Raw genomic sequence first — 17,342 nt, 5'->3', positions numbered from 1 at the left:
CGGACAAGAAACCTTCGGAATTCGGGACCGGGGCCCTCCGGGTGAAAAGCCGGGGAGTCGATCGTCATACAAATATGTAGAGCTGATCATGTATGTCATCGTCGCCCTACCCGGCTGATCCACTCGGGAAGGAGAGGACGAACGGTGACCCCTCTGACATGGCTGCTCATCCCGCTGGCGACGGCGTTCATGGCGAGCGTCTGGGGCGTCGTCGCGGGACGGCCGCGGCGCGCCGACGACGTGGGGGAGGTGGAGCGCTACGACCGCTTCCGAGCGGCGCTGGCCCGCGCGGACCGGACGACCTGACCGGGCGGCCTGACCGGACGACCTGACCGGACGGCCTCGCGGCCGGACGGCCGGCTAGCGCAGCAGAAGCTGCAGTCCGCCCACGACGGTGGCCGCGATCACCAGCTGTTCGAACAGCCGCTGGTTGATGTGGTGCACCGCCCACTTGCCGAGCAGCGCGCCGGGCACGACGAAGACCACGAGCACGGCGTCCAGGAGCAGCGAGCGGCCGTCGATCAGGCCGAGACCGGCGCTGAAGGGCACCTTGGAGACGTTGACGATGAGGAAGAAGAACGCCGACGTGCCCAGGAAGCCGAGCTTACGGAAGCCCGCGGAGAGCAGGTACAGCGACATCACCGGGCCGCCCGCGTTGGCGACCATGGTGGTGAAGCCGCCGAGGACACCGTAGGAGCGGGCCTTGAGGCGGCCCGGACGGGTGGTGACCGGGTCCGGCGCCTCCTCCCGGCCGGCGCCGCGCCGCCGCCACACCGTCACCCCCGCCATGAACAGCAGGATCGCCCCGATCGACGTCCGTACCACCCCGTCGTCGGCCCACATCAGGAACACGGTGCCCACGACCACTCCCGCCGCGACCGCCGGGAACAGCCGCCACAGCGTGGGCCAGTGGGCGTGCCGCCGGTAGGTGAGGACGGCGAGGATGTCGCCGGCGATCAGGACCGGCAGCAATACACCGGTGGAGGCGCGGGCGGGCAGGACGGCCGCGAAGACGGCGAGGCTGACCGTGTTGGCCCCGCTGACTGCGGTCTTCGAGAAGCCGACGAGCAGGGCCGCGAAGGCGAGCGCGGCGAATCCCCACCCGGATATGTTCCAGAGCGTCATCGTGTTCATGCGGTGACCGATGTTATGTCCTGACAAGTGCGGGGCGTAAGGAAGTCCCACCTGGAGGAGCCATGGCCGACGTCCGTGAGCACGTCCTGACCGGCACCCGGGGCGCCCTCGCCGTCCGCGAGTGGCCGCACCCGCGGCCGCGGTACATCGCGCTCCTGGTGCACGGGTACGGCGAGCACTCCGGCCGCTACGAGGAGCCCGCCCGCGCGCTGACGGCGCACGGCGCGGTCGTCTACGGACCCGACCACATGGGCCACGGCAAGTCGGCGGGCGAGCGGGTGGTCGTCGAGGACTTCGAGGACGTCGTCACCGACGTGCGCGCCGTGGCGGATCTCGCCCGCGCCGCGCACCCCGGACTGCCGCTCGTGCTGATCGGCCACTCCATGGGCGGGCTGGTCTCCGCCCGCTACGCCCAGCGTCACGGCGGGGAACTCGCCGCGCTCGTGCTGTCCGGGCCGGTCGTCGGCGCCTGGGAGCTGCCCGGCAGGCTGCTGGCCCTGGACGAGATCCCCGACACGCCGGTCAGCCCGGCCGCGCTGTCCCGGGACCCGGCGGTGGGTGCGGCGTACGCGGCGGACCCGCTCGTCTGGCACGGCCCGATGAAGCGGCCGACGGTCGAGGCGTTCGCGTGGACCCTGGAGGCCGTCGCCGAGGGCGGCGACGTCGGGGACCTGCCCGTGCTGTGGCTGCACGGCGGCGACGACCGGCTGGTCCCGCTCCAGGGGAGCCGGGTCGGGATCGAGCGGCTGGGCGGCACACTGACCGAGCGGATCCACCCGGGCGCCCGGCACGAGGTGTTCCTGGAGACCAACCGCGCGGAGGTGTACGCCGGCATGACGGATTTCCTGGACCGCGTGCTCGCGCGCTGAACGCCGCCTTTCGGACGGAAAGGGGCGTCCCACCTGGGGCAAGCGGTTGTTTGCTCCCTCGCGGCGAGGGCACCCGCGCCTGCAGGGAGCGGTCGCGCAGCGTGGGCGGGACCGGCGAGGACGAACGCGTCGCACCGCTCCGTACCGCCAGAGACGACCCCCAAGGAGAACCACCGTATGACTGTCGTGAAGAGCACGATCTCCGACTCGGCCCTTCAGGTCACCGGGGACGCGCTGCAGAGCACTCTCGTGGACCTTCTCGGGCTCTCCCTGATCGGGAAGCAGGCACACTGGAACATCATCGGACCGCGGTTCCGGTCCATCCACCTCCAGCTTGACGAGGTGGTGGCGGCGGCCCGCGAGTTCGCCGACACGGTCGCCGAGCGCGCCGCCGCACTCGGGGTGCCGCCGGACGGACGCCCGGAGACGATCGCCTCGGCCTTCACGCTGCCCGGCCCCAAGGACGGCTGGGTGCGCGACGCGGAGGTCGTGGAGATCATGGTCGAGTCCCTGGAGACGGCCATCAAGCGGCTGCGCGAGCGCGTCGACGCGACGGAGAAGCCCGACCCGGTCACCCAGGACCTGCTGATCACGATCACCGCCGAACTGGAGAAGCAGCACTGGATGTTCGCCGCCGAGAACGTGAGCGAGCGCGGCTGAACCCCGTACGGCGGAGGGCCCCTCGGGCCGGCGTGCGCACCGCCGCCGTCACCCGAGCGGCCCCGTCCCGCGGTCACGGGCATGCGGGACGAGGGCCCCGCGCCTAACGTCGACAGGGCACACCAGTGGCGGTGTCCGGGACGGCTCGCACGCCGTTCGCGGGTGCCGGTTCGGCGTGGGAGGCCGGTCAGCGATGAGACTCACCGAAGCACGCAGGCGCGGCCGGCGTCGGGACCGGGACCGGCCCCTGCTCATCAGCAGATGGAGTGAGACGGCGGACCGGCGTCTGACCCCGCTGCAACGGTCGTTGCTGATCACGTGGATCTCCTTCGGGGTCACCTTCGGCACGGTCCGCGTCATCACGCACGGCATCCGGGGCGGCTGGCTGCCCTGGGGCAACATCTCCGCCGGCGGCGAGCACGTGCACCACTACAACATCGGCATCGCCACCCTCACGGGCGTGGGCCTGATCGCCGTACGCGGTGACGAACGCGCGGTCGGGCACCCCGCCGTCGCGGCCGCGTACGGCTGCGGCACCGCGCTCATCTGCGACGAGTTCGCCCTCCTGCTGGACCTTCAGGACGTCTACTGGGCCAAGCAGGGCCGGATCAGCGTCGACGTGTCCCTCGGAGTTCTCTCCGTGCTGGGCGCCTACCTGACGGCGAAGCCGTTCTGGCACGAGATCGGCCGTGTCACCCGCCACCACATCGTCACCGCGGCCACGCACCGCGGCGCCACCGCCTGATTCCCGCACCCGCCCGTTTTCCGCACCGCCCCACCACGGCCCGGCCGCCGCCATGCACGCCGCGCGGGCGGTCGCGCCCACCGTGAGGAGCACGGCATGAGCACAGCCGAGCACCAGGAGGACGGCACCGAGGCCGCCTCCGGGCAGCGGCCCGACCCGCAGCGGCCGTCCGCGATACGCATGCGCGTCTCGCGGGCCGATCCCTGGTCGGTGATGACGACGAGCTGTCTGGTGCTGCTGGGGCTGGGGGCCTGTGTGCTCGTCACCATGGTGCTCGTCTGGGCCATGCTGACCGCGCTGGACCCGGAGGCCTGGCCCTCGTTCGGCTGGACGCTCGTCATCGCCGCCGGTGTCGTCACCCTGGAGGTCGTTCTGGGTACGGCCCTGGCGACCCTGGGCGCGTTCCTCTACAACATGTCCTCCCAGTACGCCGGGGGTGTCCATCTGACCCTGGCCGACGACGCGGCGGCGGGCTCGGGCCCGCGGCCCGAGTTGCTGCCGGACGTCGGCCGGGTGTTCCGCAGGCTCCAGGCTCGGGTGGGATTCCCGCCGCCGGGATGGGGTGCGCGCTACGTCGAGTTCGTCGACCACTGCGGCGACGCGTGGCGGCGGCTGAAGGGCCGGGCCACCGGGCACGACCGGGACGGCGGGCGCGGCCAAGGGCCTGGTCGAGGCAGCGGTCACGACGAGCGTGCGCGCGGGGACCGGGACGACCCGGACGCCCGGGTCGAGGAGACCACTTCCGGCTGACAGGCCCCACGGCCCGGACTCCGCCCCGCTCCGGGCGCCGGCCGGTCAGTCGCCGGCGACGGGCGGCAGGTGCAGCAGGCGCGCGATGGTGCGCAGGACACCGTTGTCGTTGTTGGACGGGGCCAGGTGGCGGGCCCGGCCGATGACCTCGGGGTGGGCGTTGGCCATGGCGAACGACCACTCGGCGGCGTCCAGCATCTCCAGGTCGTTGAGGTAGTCGCCGAACACCAGGGTCTGCGCGGGCGTGATCCCCAGGTCGCGCTGGAGCCGGCGCAGGGCGGCGCCCTTGTCGGCGGTGCGGTTCATGACGTCGACCCAGTGCTCGCCCGAGACGACGACCTGGTGGGTGCCGGCGAACGGCGCCAGCGCCGGGGCGGTGGTCCGCTCGGCCGACCCGAAGTCGAACAGGGCCACCTTGATGATGTCGTCGTCCACGGCCGCCGCGTCCGGCACGATCCGGTGCCGTACGTAGTACTTGCGGACCTCCGCCAGGAACGCCTCGTCGGTCCGCTCCACGTAGGCCGACCGCTTGCCGCAGACCACGGCGCCCACGTCCACGCCCCCGGCGGCGAGTTGCCGTACGGCCCCGATCAGACGGGCCGCGACGGCCGGGTCCAGAGGGTCGGAGCTCAGTTCCACGCCGTCCCGGACGACATAGGTCCCGTTCTCCGCGATGAACACCATGCCCTCGTCATGGCCGGCGAACTGCTCGGCCAGCGTGGCGTACTGGCGGCCGCTCGCGGGGCTGAACAGCACACCGCGGCGGCGCAGTTCGGCCAGGGTCGGCCAGAGTCCGGCCGGGAGCCGCTTGGCGTCGTCCAGGAGCGTGCCGTCCATGTCGGTGACGATCAGCCGTATGCCGGCGGGGCCGGTGAGGTTCCCGGGGGCGGGTTCGGAGGCGGTGAGCAGGGGCGAGGGTGTGCTGGGCATGTCCGTTTTCCGTGGCGGGCGCGGCAGGCGCGTCCGGTGGTGGGGCGCCGGCTCCGTTGCCGTGCGCGGGGCGTGCGATGGCGGACGCCGTACCGGCTCCGGGCCGTCGTCGGCCGGGGCGGTCGGGCCGTGGCGCCACGGCCCGGCCAGCCTACCGGGGCCCGCCCGGCCGGCCGGGTTCGGCCGATTCCCGGACACGGTGATCACCGGGCGGCACAATGGCGGCGTCGGCCGCGGCAGGCCGCCGACAGGGACGTGAGCAGGAAAGCGACGGCAGGAGCGCAGACGTGGGAGCAGGCCGCACACCGCCGGGCGCCCGCGCCCGCACCGAGGTGGCCGGCTCTCTCGAGGGCCTGGTCGAGCCGGGCCCGGTGCCGTGCTCGCGGTGGCGTCCGGGCGGCGACTCCCCCGTCGCGGTACCGCGGTTCGGCGCGGTCGCCGTGAAACGCTGACGCGGGCGGCGCCGGCCGCCGGTTCGCCCGAGCCCGTCGAGGAGGACGATGACCACTCTTGCCGACCCCGTTCCCGGCGGGCGTCCCGGCGACGTCGAGCGGGCCACCGCGCTCAGCGGCGAACTGGCCGGGCGTGGCGTGCACGGCGTCATCCTGGCCTACGTGGACACCGCGGGGATCGGCCGGGTCAAGACGGTCCCGACGGCGAAGCTGCCCTCGGCCGCCGCCTGGGGAGTGGGCATGTCCCCGGTGTTCGACACCTTCCTGGCGCACGACTCGATCGTCACCACCGACGTCCTCGGCTCCCCCGACGGCGATCTGCGGCTCTACCCCGACCTCGACCGGCTGGTGGCCCTGTCCGGGCAGCCCGGCTGGGCCTGGGCCCCGGTCGACCGGATCACGCAGGAGGGCGAGCGCCACCCCGGGTGCGGCCGTACGTTCCTGCGCCGGATCACCGCCGAGGCCGAGCGGCGGCACGGCCTCACCTTCAAGGCGGCCGTCGAGGTCGAGTGGGCCTTCGGCCGGGGCGACGCGCCCGGCGGCGCGTTCGAGCCAGCGGTGTCGGGTCCGGCGTACGGGGCCGTCCGGCAGGTGGAGCTCAGCGACTGCGCCGCCGATCTGCTGGCGGCCCTCGCCGCGCAGGGCGTGGACGTGGACCAGTTCCACCCCGAGTACGCGGCCGGTCAGTTCGAGGTGTCCGTCGGCGCGCTGGATCCGGTGGCGGCGGCCGACCGCAGCGTGCTGGTGCGGCAGACCGTGCGGGCGGTGGCCGGGCGGCACGGGCTGAAGGTGTCCTTCGCGCCGGCCGTCCTCGCGCGGGGCGTGGGCAACGGCGGCCACATCCACCTCTCGGCCTGGCGCGACGGGACCAACCTGCACTCCGGGGGCGAGGGCCGCTACGGCATGACGCCGGAGGCCGAGTCCTTCACGGCCGGTCTCCTCGCCCACCTGCCCGCCCTGACGGCGGTGACCGCGCCGAGCCCGGCCAGCTATCTCCGGCTCAGGCCCTCCCAGTGGGCCGGGGTGTTCACCGCCTGGGGCCGGGAGACCCGGGAGGCCGCGCTGCGCGTGGTCACCGGGACCCGCGGGCAGCGCGGGCAGGCGGCCAACCTGGAGGTCAAACCGGTCGACCTCGCGGCCAACCCGTACCTGGCGCTGGGCTGCCTGATCGCCGCCGGTCTTGACGGCACGGCCTCCTCCGCTTCCCTGCCCGAGGAGATCACCGGGGACCCGGTGCGGTTCGGTGCGGCGGAAGCGGCGGCCCGGGGCGTACGGCGGCTGCCGGTCTCACTGGCGGAGGCGGTCGCGGCGTTCCGCGGGGACGACGTGTTGCGCGCCGCCCTCGGACCGGTCCTGGCCGACGCGATCACCGCGGTGCGCCAGGGTGAGATCGCGGCCGTCGAGGGGCTGGACGACGAGCAGGTCGCGGCGGCGTACCGCTGGGTCTACTGATGGGCGCGCCGGCCGGGGCCGCGGCGGTCCACGAGGTGCTCGCGGCGCTGCCGCTCGTGGATCACCACTGCCACGGGGTCGTCACCGCCGACCTGGACCGTTCCGGCTTCGAGTCCCTGCTCACCGAGGGCGAGGCATGGCCCGGCAGCGGGATCTCGCCGTTCGACAGCCCGGTCGGCGTGGCCGTGCGCCGCCACTGCGCGCCGGTCCTCGACCTGCCGCGCCACGCGCCCGCGGAGGAGTATCTGGCCCGCCGCACCGAGCTGGGCGCGGCGGAGGTCAACCGGCGCTTCCTCGGCGCCTGCGGCACGGACGTCTTCTGCGTCGACACCGGATTCGCTCCCGAGCCCGGCACCACCCCGCGGGAGCTGGCCGGCGCGGCGGGCGGTGACGCGGTGGCGTACGAGGTCGTACGCCTGGAGCGCGTCGCGGAGGCCGTGGCGGCCGGGGGCGTCGAGCCCGGCGAGTACGGTGCCGCCTTCCGCGCGGCCGCGCGGGACGCCGTGCGGCGGCCGGGCGTGGTCGCGGTGAAGTCGGTGGCCGCCTACCGCACCGGCTTCGGCCTGGACCCGGCCCGCCCCGGCCGGGAGGAGGTCGCGCGGGCGGCGGCGGGCTGGCTCGCCCGCGGCGGCGACCGTCTCGACGATCCGGTGCTCGTACGGCATCTGCTCTGGACGGCCGTCGGCCTCGGTCTGCCCCTCCAATTGCACACCGGGTTCGGCGACAGTGACATCCGTCTGCACCGTGCGGACCCCGCTCTTCTGACCGACTGGCTGCGTCTGACCGCCGGCACGGTCCCGGTCCTGCTGCTGCACTGCTGGCCCTATCAGCGCCAGGCCGCCTGTCTGGCCGCCGTGTTCGAGCACGTGTACCTCGACGTGGGCCTGACACTGCACCACGTGGGGCCCGCCCGGGCTCGGGCGGTACTCGCCGAGGCCCTGGAGATCACGCCGTTCCGCAAGCTGCTGTACAGCTCCGACGCCTACGGTGTGGCGGAGTTCCACCACCTGGGCGCGGTGGCCTTCCGGCAGGGCCTGGCCGGGTTGTTGCAGGAGCGGGTGGACACCGACGAGCTGAGCCCGGCGGACGCGCTGCGGATCGCCCGCTGGACGGGGCGGGACAACGCTCGGCGGGTCTACGGACCGGCCGGCCTCACCGCCCCCGACGACCCCGGCTGACCACGCCGGTCTCCCCGCCACCGACCTCCCCATCGAGCACCACTGAAAGTATGATCAAGCGATGTCTGACATGACCGAAACCACGCCCGGTTGGCTGACCACGGACGAGCTGGAGTCGGCGCGCGCCCGCATGCCGATCCTGTACGTCGAGGCGGTACCGGTGCGCGTCGACGACAGCGGTGAAGTGACCAGCATCGGACTGCTGCTGCGCATCGGACCGGACGGAACGGTCAGCCGGACCCTGGTCTCCGGCCGGGTGCTGCATCACGAGCGCGTGCGGGACGCCCTGCTGCGGCATCTGGAGAAGGACCTCGGCCCGGTGGCACTGCCCCGCGTGCCGGCGTCCCTCCAGCCGTTCACCGTCGCGGAGTACTTCCCGACGGCCGGTATCACGCCGTACCACGATCCGCGTCAGCACGCCGTGTCGCTGGCCTACGTCGTGCCGGTCGCCGGTGACTGCCGTCCCCGGCAGGACGCGCTGGACCTGGTCTGGTTCAGCCCGCAGGAGGCGGCCTCCGCCGCGCTCCACGGCGAGATGCCGGGCGGGCACGGGGTGCTGCTCAAGCAGGCACTGGCCCACGTGGGCCAGGCGTACTGACGCGCTGTGCGAAGGGCGCCGCCGGCATCACCGGCGGCGCCCTCCCCGGCTCGGCCGGCTAGCCGGCGCTCGCGCGGGCGGCCGGGACCGGGCCGCGGTCCTCGTCCGTCACGAGGTGGTCGGCCGGCCCGTCCGGGTCGAGGAGCCGGCCCAGCCGGCCCGGCACGTCGAAGCCGACGAGGACCACGACGATCATCGTCCCGGCGAAGGTGAGGACGGCCAGCGCGTGGCCCAGGTCCATGCCGGAGGCGAGGCGGGCGCCGAGGACGGGCGCCACGGCGCCGCCCAGGGCACCCACGTTGTAGGTGAAGCCCAGCGCGGCCGCCCGGGTGTGGGTCGGGAAGTGACCGCCGATGTACCGGGGCAGCAGGCCGGAGATGCCGAAGCTGGTGGCCTGGAGCACGAACAGCAGCACACCGAGCAGCGGCAGGCTGTCCCGCACCGCGAAGACCGGGAAGACGAAGGCCAGTGAGGCCAGCAGGGTGAAGGCGTACGCCTTCCTGGTGCCGATCCAGTCGCCCATGAACCCGGCCAGCCAGCAGCCTGCCATCGTGCCGAAGCCGGCGTAGTAGAGCGCGTCGGTGACCTGGCCGGCGTCGTAGCCCAGGTCGGTCTTCAGATAGGTGGGCAGCAGCGCCTGGATGGGCCAGGAGTACAGGAACGCGAAGAAGATCGTGACGATCATCGACACGTACAGCAGCCAGCCGCGGCGGCCGCCGAGCTGCACGGCGAAGGCGATCAGACAGGCCGCGGCGAGCACCGACAGGACCGGTACGAGACCGTCGCCCAGCGGGGTGAAGACCGCGAAGAGCGAGACGGTGGCCGCCACCGCGAGCACCACGTTGACGGTGCCCCTGGTCCGGGTGGCGAACAGCGGGCGGAAGGGGTTGGGCCGCTGCTGCCGCTCCGCGACCGAGGCCTTCCACTCGGCGGCCTCGGGCAGCGCGCGGCGCATCCACAGCGCGATCAGGACGGGGATCAGGCCGAGGTAGAACATCCAGCGCCAGCCGAGCGACGGCACGACCCACTTGTAGACCTGGGCGGCCAGCACCGTGCCCACGGAGTAGCCGGAGATCAGGAAGCCGCTGGCCCGGTTGCGCATGCGCACCGGCCAGCTCTCCATGACGTAGGTGGCGCTGGACGAGTACTCGCCCGCCATGCCCATGCCGATGACGAGCCGGGCGACGAACAGGCTGGTGTAGTCCCAGGCGAATCCGCAGGCGAAGCTGCCCAGGGAGTACAGCAGGATGCTGACCACCATCGAGAGCTTGCGTCCGAAGCGGTCACCGAGGGCTCCGAGCAGCGCGCCGCCGAGCCAGCGTGTGATGAACGCGGCGGAGACCAGGCTCGCCGCCTGGACGGTGTCGAGGTGGAAGTCGGCGCTGATCTCGGTGAGGACGAGGGTGATCAGCACGAAGTCGAAGCCGTCGAGGACGTAGCCGATCCAGGCGGCGAAGAACGACTTCCACTGGCTGCGGCCCACCTGGCGGAACCAGGGCGGCTTGGATGGCGCGGTGTGGTGCACGGTTGCTCCAGGATGCCGGACGGACTCGTCGCCGAGCACCGTCGGAAGGTAAAGACGCCTCTATCGACGTGTGAGGTGCGTCGCGAAGCGGTGGGTGAGGGCGGTCGGGGCGGTGATCGCGGTGCCGACGACCACGCTGTGGGCGCCCCGGGCGAGCGCTTCGGCCGCCTCCTCGGGGGTGCCGATCCGGCCCTCGGCGACGACCGGGGTACCGGTCGCGCGGGCGAGGGCGGCGACCAGCTCCAGGTCCGGGCCGGACTGGCGCGGGGAGCCGGGCGCGTATCCCGACAGGGTGGTGGAGACGAAGTCGGCGCCCTGCCGGGCGGCGAGCACGCCTTCCTCCAGCGTGGCGACGTCCGCCATGACCAGGGCGCCCGCCGCGTGCACGGCGGTCACGAGGTCGGCGAAGGAGCCGTCGTCCGGACGCGGGCGGGCGGTGGCGTCCGCGGCGACCACGTGGGCGCCGGCCTCGGCGACGGCGAGGGCGTGCCGCACGGTCGGGGTGATGTAGACGCCGGTGTCGCCGTCCTTCCACAGCCCGATCACGGGAAGGGAGACGGCGGCGGCGACGGCGGCCACCACCTCGGGGCCGTTGACGCGGACGGCCGCGGCGCCGCCGGCCTCGGCCGAGCGCGCCAGCCGCACCAGGGTCGCGGTGTCGCGCATCGGGTCGCCCTCGGGGGCCTGGCAGGAGACGATCAGCCGGCCCGCGACGGCGGCTACGGGCGAGGGGGTCGTGGTCATCGGGGTCCTCCTGTGAAGTGCGGGGACGCGGTGCGGGTGAGCAGGGCCGCCCCCAGGACGGCCGCGTCGGAGCCGAGGCGCGGAGCGACCGGGCGCAGTGGGCGCAGCGGGGCCATCAGCTCGGCGCGGAAGGCGTCGGTCAGCGCGGACCAGTACAGGTCGCCGATCCGGGGTACGCCGCCGCCGATCACGACGCGGTGCGGGCCGAGCGCGTTGGCCAGTCCGCCGACGGCGCTTCCCGTGGCCCGCGCCCCGGTGGTGATGGCCTGTCGTGCGGTGGCGTCGCCCGCGGCGGCGCGTTCCGCCACGGTCTGGAGGCGGTCGGCGGTGCGGCCGCTCAGGCGCTCGTAAAGGGCGGTGATCGCGGGCCCCGAGGCGATGGCCTCCAGGTGGCCGCTGCCGCCGCAGGTGCAGGGCAGGCCGGTGGCCTCGGGGCTCGGCACATGACCGAGGTGGCCCGCGATGCCGCCGCTGCCGTGCAGCATCCGGCCGTCCACCGCGACGGCGCCGCCGACTCCGGTGCCCACGGCGACGTAGACGAGGGAGGCGTACGGGTCGCCGGCCTCGGCGAGTTCGGTGGCGGCCGTGGCGCGTACGTCGTTGTCGCAGGCGACCGGCAGCCCCGTACGGTCGGACAGGCCCGCGGCCAGCGCGGTGCCGGCCCATCCGGTGATGGAGTCGGTGGCGCTGGTGACGATGCCGGTGCGCGGGTCCACGACTCCGGCGGCGGCGACTCCGATCGCCCGGGCCCCGTCGTCCACCTCGCGGGCCGCGGCGGCGAGCGCGTCGAGCACGGCCGGCGCGCCCGCCCGCGCCGGTGTCGGGCGGGTGTGCCGGCGCAGCACCGTGCCGTCCGGGCCGACCAGGGCGGCCGCGATCTTGGTGCCGCCCAGGTCGAGTCCGATGACGGGAGTGGTGTCCGGGGCCGGGGTCCGCGTCATCGGACCGGGGTGAGCCCGGCGGCGCGCAGCCGCGCGTCGACCGCGGCGACGGGTGCGGCGCCGAGCTGGATCTGCGGGAAGGCGGTGTCGCCGCAGTCGATGACGCCCAGCAGTCGCAGCGCCGCCTTGAACGCGCCCAGTGCGGAGGAGCTGCGGCCCATCTCGGCCTCGGGGCCCGCGTCGACCATGGCGAACAGGCCGGTGAGCCGCTCCTGCTCCTGGACGGCCAGCGGCCAGTCGCCGGCCCTGGCCGCCTCGTAGAGCCGGACGTAGCCGGCGGGGTCGACGTTGCCGAGGCCGGGGACGACGCCGTCGGCGCCGGCCAGCAGGGCCGCGTCCACGGTCAGTTCGGAGCCGGTGAGGACGGAGAAGGCGGGTGCGGGTCCCTCGGCGCGGCCCTGGCGTCCGCCGAGGGCGACGAGCAGGCGGCGCAGGGATCCCTCGTCGCCGCTGCTGTCCTTGAGTCCGGCCAGGGTGCCGTCGGCGGCCAGTTCGAGGATCAGGGCGGGCGACAGCTTGCTGTGCACGGAGACCGGCAGGTCGTAGGCGAACATCGGCAGGTCCACCGTCTGGCGGATCCTGCGGAAGTGGGCGGCGATCTCCCGGGGGTGGGTGCGGGTGTAGAACGGCGCGGTGACGACCAGGGCGTCCGCGCCGAGCCGGGCCGCCTCGCGGGCGTGGTCGAGGACGCGGGGCGTGGTGGTGTCGATGACGCCGGCGAGGACCGGTACCCGTCCGTCGACCACGTTGACCACCGTCTCCAGGGCGGTGCCCCGCTGCTCGTCGGTGAGGTAGGCGACCTCGCTGGTCGAGCCGAGGGCGAAGAGCCCGTGGACGCCGCCGCCGAGCAGGTGCTCGACCAGCCGGGCCAGGGAGGCCGTGTCGACCTCGCCGTGGGCGTCGAGCGGGGTGCACACGGGCGGGACGACTCCGCGCAGGGGTGCGGTCAGAGGCATGGGGGCTACTCCATGGGCTGGGTGACGGAACTGCGGGATCGGCGGATCGCAGCCGGCCACGAAAGGGACGTCAGATGTCTGACGTCTGAACCATAAGACGCGGCCGCCCGGGTCGGTCAAGAGGGGGATGGCTCACACTCTCGACTCCGACCCGGGCGGCAGGTCCCGCGCGGGGAACGACGTCCGGAGCCCGCCGGTACGGGCGCACGGCTTCCGGCGACCGGTCAGGCGGCGCGCTCGGGCGACTCCCGGCGACCAGCAAGGCGGCGCGCTCGGGCGACTCCCGGCGACCGGCAAGGCGGCGCGCTCGGGCGACTCCCGGCGACCGGCAAGGCGGCGCGCTCGGGCGGCTTCCGGTGATCCGTCAGGCGGTGCGCTCGACCTCGCCCTCCGCGCCCCGGACCGCGTGCGCCTGCGCCTCCGCCAGCCGCCTGCGCACCGGCGCGTAGTGGCCGGAGAGGGCGTGCACGAAGCCCTCGGCGTCCCCCTGCCGAGCCGCCAGCACGATGGCACGGTGATCGGCGATGGTTCCCGCCTCGGCCTCCTCGGAGATGCCCTCCAACTGGGGCGCGACGATGGCGTAGACGTCCCAGAAGGCCAGCGAGAGCTGGCTGACCAGCTCGTTCTCCAGCGGCTTCATCAGCCGCTCGTGGAAGGACCGGTCGCATTCCGCGAAGCCGCGGTCGTCATGGGCGCCGCGCCGGTCCATCTCGTCGACTAGGGCGTCGAGGGCGTCGAGATCCCCGGGCCCGAGCGTCGCCATGATGCGCGCGGCCATGCCGCGTTCGATCAGCTCCCGCACCTCGATCAGCTCGGACAGGATCCGGAAGTCGTCCTTGGGGCTGAGCAGGCCACGGAAGGCCAGCCCCTCCACCAGCGCGGACAGACTCAGCCGGCCGACATACGTGCCATGACCGCGCCGCACCTCGACGATGTCCAGCACCGCCAGGGTCTTCACGGCCTCGCGGATGCTGGACCGGCTGGCGCCGAGGGCGGCGCACAGTTCCGTCTCCGACGGCAGCGGGTCCCCCGGCTTGAGGTGATTGTCGAGGATGTAGCTCTTGATCGCCTCCGAGACCTCCTGACGCAGTGACGGCCTGACCGCCGCCCGGACCTCTTGCGGACGCGACGAATTCACCTCTTGACCCCTTCTGCTCAATGAAGCTACCTTCACAGCCTATCAAGGTCGGACATCAGACGTCTGATGACGAGACCTCAACTCTTCTTTCTTTTCCTCGCTTTGTGCCGCCCCCAGGAGGGACCTCTCGTGTCGTACAAGACGCCCGTCGGCATGGATCGTCGCAGATTTCTGCGCTATGCGAGTGCCCTCGGGGCCGCCTCGGCCCTGACCGCCTCGATCTCCGCGTGCAGCGGCCCGGCCTCGACCGGCTCGGACAGCGGCGCGAGCGGCTCGGGAGGGACGGACACCATCGAGACGGGCATCTCCTACGCCCTCTCGACCGGCTTCGACCCGATGACCGCCTCGGGCGCCACCCCGATCGCCGCCAACCTGCACGTCTTCGAGGGCCTGGTGGACCTGGATCCGGCCACGCTCGAGGCCCGGCCCGGCCTGGCCACCGCGCTGCCGGTCAAGGTGAACGCCACCACCTACCGCGCCACCCTGCGCGAGGGCGCCACCTTCCACGACGGCTCCGACGTCACCTCCGAGGACGTCGTCCACAGCTTCGAGCGGATCCTCGACGAGAAGAACGCCTCCCTGATGGCGCAGTTCCTGCCGTTCCTCGACTCGGTGAAGGCGGTCGACGCCAGGACGGTCGAGTTCAAGCTGAAGTACCCCTTCGCGCTGTTCCCCGGCCGCGTCTCGGTGGCCAAGATCGTTCCGAAGAAGCTGGTGGAGGCGGACCAGAAGGGCTTCGACGCTCTGCCGGTCGGCTCGGGCCCGTACCGGATGGTCTCGGCGACCCGCGAGGACAAGATCGTCTTCGAGGCGTACGACAAGTACAACGGCAGCCACCCGGCCAAGGCCAAGAAGATGGTCTGGCGCCTGGTCTCCGACCCCGCCGCCCGGGTCAGCGCCATGGAGTCGGGCCGGGTGCAGGCCATCGAGGACGTGCCCTACCTGGACGTGGACCGCCTCGCCCGGAAGGTGAAGGTCGAGTCCGTGCAGTCCTTCGGCCTGCTCTTCCTGATGTTCAACTGCAAGAAGAAGCCCTTCGACGACAAGCGGGTGCGCCAGGCGCTCCACTACGCGCTGGACACCGACAAGCTCATCACCACGGCCATGGCCGGCAACGGCACGGCCGCGCGCAGCTACCTCCAGCCCACCCACCCCGACTTCCACCAGGCCGCCACGGTCTACGGGCACGACGCGGCCAGGGCCAGGAAGCTGCTCGACGAGGCCGGTGCCAAGAACCTCTCGGTCACGCTGCTGACCACCGACACCGGCTGGGTCAAGGACGTGGCTCCGCTGGTCAAGGAGAGCTGGGACGCGATCGGCGTGAAGACCACGCTGAGCATCGGCCAGTCCTCCGCCCAGTACGCCAAGGTGGACGCCGGCTCCTACACGGTCCTGCTCGCCCCCGGCGACCCGTCCGTCTTCGGCAACGACGTCGACCTGCTGATGCGCTGGTACTACTCCGGGCTGTGGCCCGAGAGCCGCTACGGCTGGGGCGGGACCGCCGAGTACAAGAAGGTCAACTCCCTGCTGGACAAGGCCGCCCAGGCCGCGGACGAGGCCACGCGCAAGGAGTTGTGGGGCCAGGCCGTCGACCTGGTCGCGGACGCCGCCGCCCTCTATCCCGTGCTGCACCGCAAGCTGCCCACGGCCTGGAACGACAAGGCGCTGCCGGGGTTCAAGCCCCTGCCGACGACCGGTCTGTCGCTCCTGGACGTCAGCCGCGCCTGACCCGCCGTCCGGCCCCGTCGCCGCGGCGGCGGGCACGGTCACTCCGGCGGGGACCCCGCCGGGCGACCGCCACGGCCACGGCGCCGCCTGCCGGGCGGTGGCTGCGCGCCGGTACCTGCCGGGCGGTGGCCGCCGGCCCGGCGCCCGCCGAACGGCTGCCGTGCCCGGGGGCCTGCTGGACAGCAACCGCAATCCGCTGCCTACCAGGCGGCTGCCGCAACCCGGGCCCGCTGGGTGCTGCCACAGCTCCGGCGTCTGCCGAACGGCCGACGCCGGCCCGGCGCCCGCCGGACGGCAGCCGGGCCCGCGGGCCTGCTGGACAGCAACCGCACCCCGGTGCCTACCAGGCGGCTGCCGGCACCCTGGCCCCGCTGGGCGGCCGCCACAGCTCCGGTGTCCGCCGAACGGCCGACGCCGGCCCGGCGCTCGTCGGGCGACTGACACAACCGTGCCGTACCAAACAGCTGACGCAACCAGGCCCCGCCGGGCGGCCGCCGCACATCCGGTGTCCGCCGAACGGCTGACACGACCCCGGCGCCCGCCGGACGGCTGCCGCAAGCCCGGTGCCCTCCCCTTCTCTAGGAACCCACGATGGTCACATTCCTCCGGCTCGCGCTGCGCCGTCTGGCGATCATGCCGGTGATGATCCTCGGCATCACACTGCTCGTCTTCGTGGTGCTTCAGTTCTCGCCGGTCGACCCCGCCTACAACGCCCTGGGCGACGGCGCCTCGGCCGCGGCCCGCGCCGCCTTCGCCGAGGCCAACGGCCTCAACGACCCGCTGCCGGTGCGCTACGTCCGCTTCCTCGGCCGGCTGCTGAGCGGAGACCTCGGCTCCACCGTGCCGCCCAGCCAGCCGGTGCTCGACCGCATCTCCGTCGCGCTCCCCCTCACCCTCCAGCTCACCGCGCTCGGCCTGGTGATCGCGATCGTCCTCGCCCTCGTGCTCGGCGTGACCGGCGCGGTCTTCCGCGACCGCTGGCCGGACCAGCTCACCCGGGTGTTGTCGATCGCGGGCGTCGCGGTCCCGTCGTTCTGGCTCGGGGTGCTGCTCATCCAGCAGTTCGCCCTGAACAGCCCGGTGTTCCCCACCGGCGGCTACGTCAACCCGGCCGACTCCTTCAGCGGCTGGCTCAGGTCCCTGGCACTGCCGGCCTTCGCCCTCGCCGTCCCCGTCGCGGCCTCGCTGGCCCGTCTGGTGCGCACCTCCATGGTGGCCGAGCTGGACCGCGACTACGTACGGACCGCCACCGGCAACGGACTGCCCCGTCACGTCGTCGTCCGGGGCGTGCTGCGCAACGCGCTCATCACCCCGCTGACCGTGCTCGGCGTACGGGTGGGCTACCTGCTCAGCGGCGCGGTCGTGATCGAGACCATCTTCGACCTGCCCGGCATGGGCAAGCTGATCCTCGAGGGGGTCACCGGCGGCGACGTCGCACTCGTCCAGGGCACCGTGCTCACCATCGCCGTCGCCTTCCTGGTCGTCAACGTCGTCGTCGACCTGCTGTACCTGCTGGTCAACCCGCGTATCAGGACGGTGTGA

General features: G+C 73.3%; 18 protein-coding genes. 11 read left to right on the top strand and 7 right to left on the bottom strand.

The window, feature by feature from the left end:
• Positions 1 to 144 precede the first annotated feature (144 nt).
• The gene (locus CG719_RS35845) at positions 145 to 306 is read left to right on the top strand and encodes a hypothetical protein (RefSeq protein ID WP_199836694.1); all 162 of its coding nucleotides are present in this window, start codon (positions 145 to 147) and stop codon (positions 304 to 306) included.
• Between the two features lie 54 nt (positions 307 to 360).
• Here CG719_RS35845 and CG719_RS20135 read toward each other — a convergent pair whose 3' ends face one another.
• Positions 361 to 1,134, bottom strand: coding sequence for a sulfite exporter TauE/SafE family protein (locus CG719_RS20135; RefSeq protein ID WP_100570075.1), 774 nt, complete (start codon positions 1,132 to 1,134; stop codon positions 361 to 363).
• Positions 1,135 to 1,196: 62 nt separating this feature from the next.
• On the opposite strand from CG719_RS20135, the gene CG719_RS20130 reads away from it, so the two are divergent.
• The 4 genes from CG719_RS20130 (at position 1,197) to CG719_RS20115 (ending at position 4,158) form a co-directional block, all read left to right on the top strand.
• On the top strand, positions 1,197 to 2,003 hold the full coding sequence (locus tag CG719_RS20130) for an alpha/beta fold hydrolase (protein WP_100570074.1): 807 nt from the start codon (positions 1,197 to 1,199) through the stop codon (positions 2,001 to 2,003).
• A 177-nt stretch (positions 2,004 to 2,180) separates the two neighbouring features.
• Positions 2,181 to 2,663 (top strand): Dps family protein, encoded by a 483-nt coding sequence (locus CG719_RS20125; protein WP_100570073.1) that lies wholly within the window; start codon positions 2,181 to 2,183, stop codon positions 2,661 to 2,663.
• A gap of 193 nt (positions 2,664 to 2,856) precedes the next feature.
• Positions 2,857 to 3,408, top strand: coding sequence for a hypothetical protein (locus CG719_RS20120; RefSeq protein WP_100570072.1), 552 nt, complete (start codon positions 2,857 to 2,859; stop codon positions 3,406 to 3,408).
• 96 nt (positions 3,409 to 3,504) lie between these two features.
• A complete protein-coding gene (locus CG719_RS20115; protein WP_100570071.1) occupies positions 3,505 to 4,158 on the top strand; it encodes a DUF3566 domain-containing protein in 654 nt (217 codons plus the stop codon).
• Positions 4,159 to 4,203: 45 nt separating this feature from the next.
• On the opposite strand, the gene CG719_RS20110 is transcribed toward CG719_RS20115, so the two are convergent.
• Complete coding sequence (locus CG719_RS20110) at positions 4,204 to 5,088, bottom strand: Cof-type HAD-IIB family hydrolase (RefSeq protein WP_100570070.1); 885 nt, start codon at positions 5,086 to 5,088, stop codon at positions 4,204 to 4,206.
• A 287-nt stretch (positions 5,089 to 5,375) separates the two neighbouring features.
• Between CG719_RS20110 and CG719_RS35425 the strand changes: the two genes are divergently transcribed.
• The 4 genes from CG719_RS35425 to CG719_RS20095 all read left to right on the top strand — a co-directional run bounded on the left by CG719_RS35425 (position 5,376) and on the right by CG719_RS20095 (position 8,768).
• Positions 5,376 to 5,540, top strand: coding sequence for a hypothetical protein (locus tag CG719_RS35425; protein ID WP_159024904.1), 165 nt, complete (start codon positions 5,376 to 5,378; stop codon positions 5,538 to 5,540).
• Positions 5,541 to 5,588: 48 nt separating this feature from the next.
• On the top strand, positions 5,589 to 6,992 hold the full coding sequence (locus CG719_RS20105) for a glutamine synthetase family protein (RefSeq protein ID WP_100570069.1): 1,404 nt from the start codon (positions 5,589 to 5,591) through the stop codon (positions 6,990 to 6,992).
• Entirely contained in the window at positions 6,992 to 8,170 is a 1,179-nt protein-coding gene (locus tag CG719_RS20100; protein ID WP_100570068.1) for an amidohydrolase family protein, read from the top strand. The genes CG719_RS20105 and CG719_RS20100 overlap by 1 nt, the downstream gene beginning before the upstream one ends.
• 70 nt (positions 8,171 to 8,240) lie before the next feature.
• Complete coding sequence (locus CG719_RS20095) at positions 8,241 to 8,768, top strand: NUDIX hydrolase family protein (RefSeq protein ID WP_199836716.1); 528 nt, start codon at positions 8,241 to 8,243, stop codon at positions 8,766 to 8,768.
• 58 nt (positions 8,769 to 8,826) lie between these two features.
• Here the strand turns inward: CG719_RS20095 and CG719_RS20090 are convergent, their stop codons facing one another.
• The 5 genes from CG719_RS20090 to CG719_RS20070 form a co-directional block, all read right to left on the bottom strand.
• Complete coding sequence (locus CG719_RS20090) at positions 8,827 to 10,293, bottom strand: sialate:H+ symport family MFS transporter (protein ID WP_100570066.1); 1,467 nt, start codon at positions 10,291 to 10,293, stop codon at positions 8,827 to 8,829.
• 60 nt (positions 10,294 to 10,353) lie between these two features.
• Positions 10,354 to 11,037 carry an N-acetylmannosamine-6-phosphate 2-epimerase gene (locus CG719_RS20085; RefSeq protein ID WP_100570065.1) on the bottom strand — a complete coding sequence of 228 codons (684 nt, stop codon included), beginning with the start codon at positions 11,035 to 11,037 and terminating at the stop codon, positions 10,354 to 10,356.
• The gene (locus tag CG719_RS20080; protein WP_100570064.1) at positions 11,034 to 11,978 is read right to left on the bottom strand and encodes an ROK family protein; all 945 of its coding nucleotides are present in this window, start codon (positions 11,976 to 11,978) and stop codon (positions 11,034 to 11,036) included. Before CG719_RS20080 ends, CG719_RS20085 begins: the two co-directional genes overlap by 4 nt.
• On the bottom strand, positions 11,975 to 12,934 hold the full coding sequence (locus CG719_RS20075; protein ID WP_100570063.1) for a dihydrodipicolinate synthase family protein: 960 nt from the start codon (positions 12,932 to 12,934) through the stop codon (positions 11,975 to 11,977). The genes CG719_RS20080 and CG719_RS20075 overlap by 4 nt, the downstream gene beginning before the upstream one ends.
• A 364-nt stretch (positions 12,935 to 13,298) precedes the next feature.
• The gene (locus tag CG719_RS20070) at positions 13,299 to 14,072 is read right to left on the bottom strand and encodes a FadR/GntR family transcriptional regulator (RefSeq protein ID WP_100570062.1); all 774 of its coding nucleotides are present in this window, start codon (positions 14,070 to 14,072) and stop codon (positions 13,299 to 13,301) included.
• A 153-nt stretch (positions 14,073 to 14,225) separates the two neighbouring features.
• Here CG719_RS20070 and CG719_RS20065 point away from each other — a divergent pair, with 153 nt between their 5' ends.
• Together CG719_RS20065 and CG719_RS20060 are read left to right on the top strand one after the other, a co-directional pair.
• On the top strand, positions 14,226 to 15,800 hold the full coding sequence (locus CG719_RS20065) for an ABC transporter substrate-binding protein (RefSeq protein WP_234375690.1): 1,575 nt from the start codon (positions 14,226 to 14,228) through the stop codon (positions 15,798 to 15,800).
• Between the two features lie 591 nt (positions 15,801 to 16,391).
• On the top strand, positions 16,392 to 17,342 hold the full coding sequence (locus CG719_RS20060; RefSeq protein ID WP_100570060.1) for an ABC transporter permease: 951 nt from the start codon (positions 16,392 to 16,394) through the stop codon (positions 17,340 to 17,342).

It is taken from the genome of Streptomyces sp. CB01373, assembly GCF_002803075.1.
In the GTDB taxonomy this organism is placed as follows: domain Bacteria; phylum Actinomycetota; class Actinomycetes; order Streptomycetales; family Streptomycetaceae; genus Streptomyces.
The sequence above is the reverse complement of the archived record's forward strand: the minus strand, read 5'-3'. Positions and strand labels throughout refer to the sequence as shown.

What these genes read in the sequence shown, in the direction of transcription:
- CG719_RS20120 (WP_100570072.1), top strand. Translation starts at nt 2,857, where the DNA reads ATGAGACTCACCGAAGCACGCAGGCGCGGCCGGCGTCGGGACCGGGAC.
- CG719_RS20100 (WP_100570068.1), top strand. Translation starts at nt 6,992, where the DNA reads ATGGGCGCGCCGGCCGGGGCCGCGGCGGTCCACGAGGTGCTCGCGGCG.
- CG719_RS20060 (WP_100570060.1), top strand. Translation starts at nt 16,392, where the DNA reads ATGGTCACATTCCTCCGGCTCGCGCTGCGCCGTCTGGCGATCATGCCG.
- CG719_RS20105 (WP_100570069.1), top strand. Translation starts at nt 5,589, where the DNA reads ATGACCACTCTTGCCGACCCCGTTCCCGGCGGGCGTCCCGGCGACGTC.
- CG719_RS20125 (WP_100570073.1), top strand. Translation starts at nt 2,181, where the DNA reads ATGACTGTCGTGAAGAGCACGATCTCCGACTCGGCCCTTCAGGTCACC.
- CG719_RS20075 (WP_100570063.1), bottom strand. Translation starts at nt 12,934, where the DNA reads ATGCCTCTGACCGCACCCCTGCGCGGAGTCGTCCCGCCCGTGTGCACC.
- CG719_RS20065 (WP_234375690.1), top strand. Translation starts at nt 14,226, where the DNA reads ATGGATCGTCGCAGATTTCTGCGCTATGCGAGTGCCCTCGGGGCCGCC.
- CG719_RS20080 (WP_100570064.1), bottom strand. Translation starts at nt 11,978, where the DNA reads ATGACGCGGACCCCGGCCCCGGACACCACTCCCGTCATCGGACTCGAC.
- CG719_RS20110 (WP_100570070.1), bottom strand. Translation starts at nt 5,088, where the DNA reads ATGCCCAGCACACCCTCGCCCCTGCTCACCGCCTCCGAACCCGCCCCC.
- CG719_RS20095 (WP_199836716.1), top strand. Translation starts at nt 8,241, where the DNA reads ATGACCGAAACCACGCCCGGTTGGCTGACCACGGACGAGCTGGAGTCG.
- CG719_RS20115 (WP_100570071.1), top strand. Translation starts at nt 3,505, where the DNA reads ATGAGCACAGCCGAGCACCAGGAGGACGGCACCGAGGCCGCCTCCGGG.
- CG719_RS20130 (WP_100570074.1), top strand. Translation starts at nt 1,197, where the DNA reads ATGGCCGACGTCCGTGAGCACGTCCTGACCGGCACCCGGGGCGCCCTC.
- CG719_RS20135 (WP_100570075.1), bottom strand. Translation starts at nt 1,134, where the DNA reads ATGAACACGATGACGCTCTGGAACATATCCGGGTGGGGATTCGCCGCG.
- CG719_RS20085 (WP_100570065.1), bottom strand. Translation starts at nt 11,037, where the DNA reads ATGACCACGACCCCCTCGCCCGTAGCCGCCGTCGCGGGCCGGCTGATC.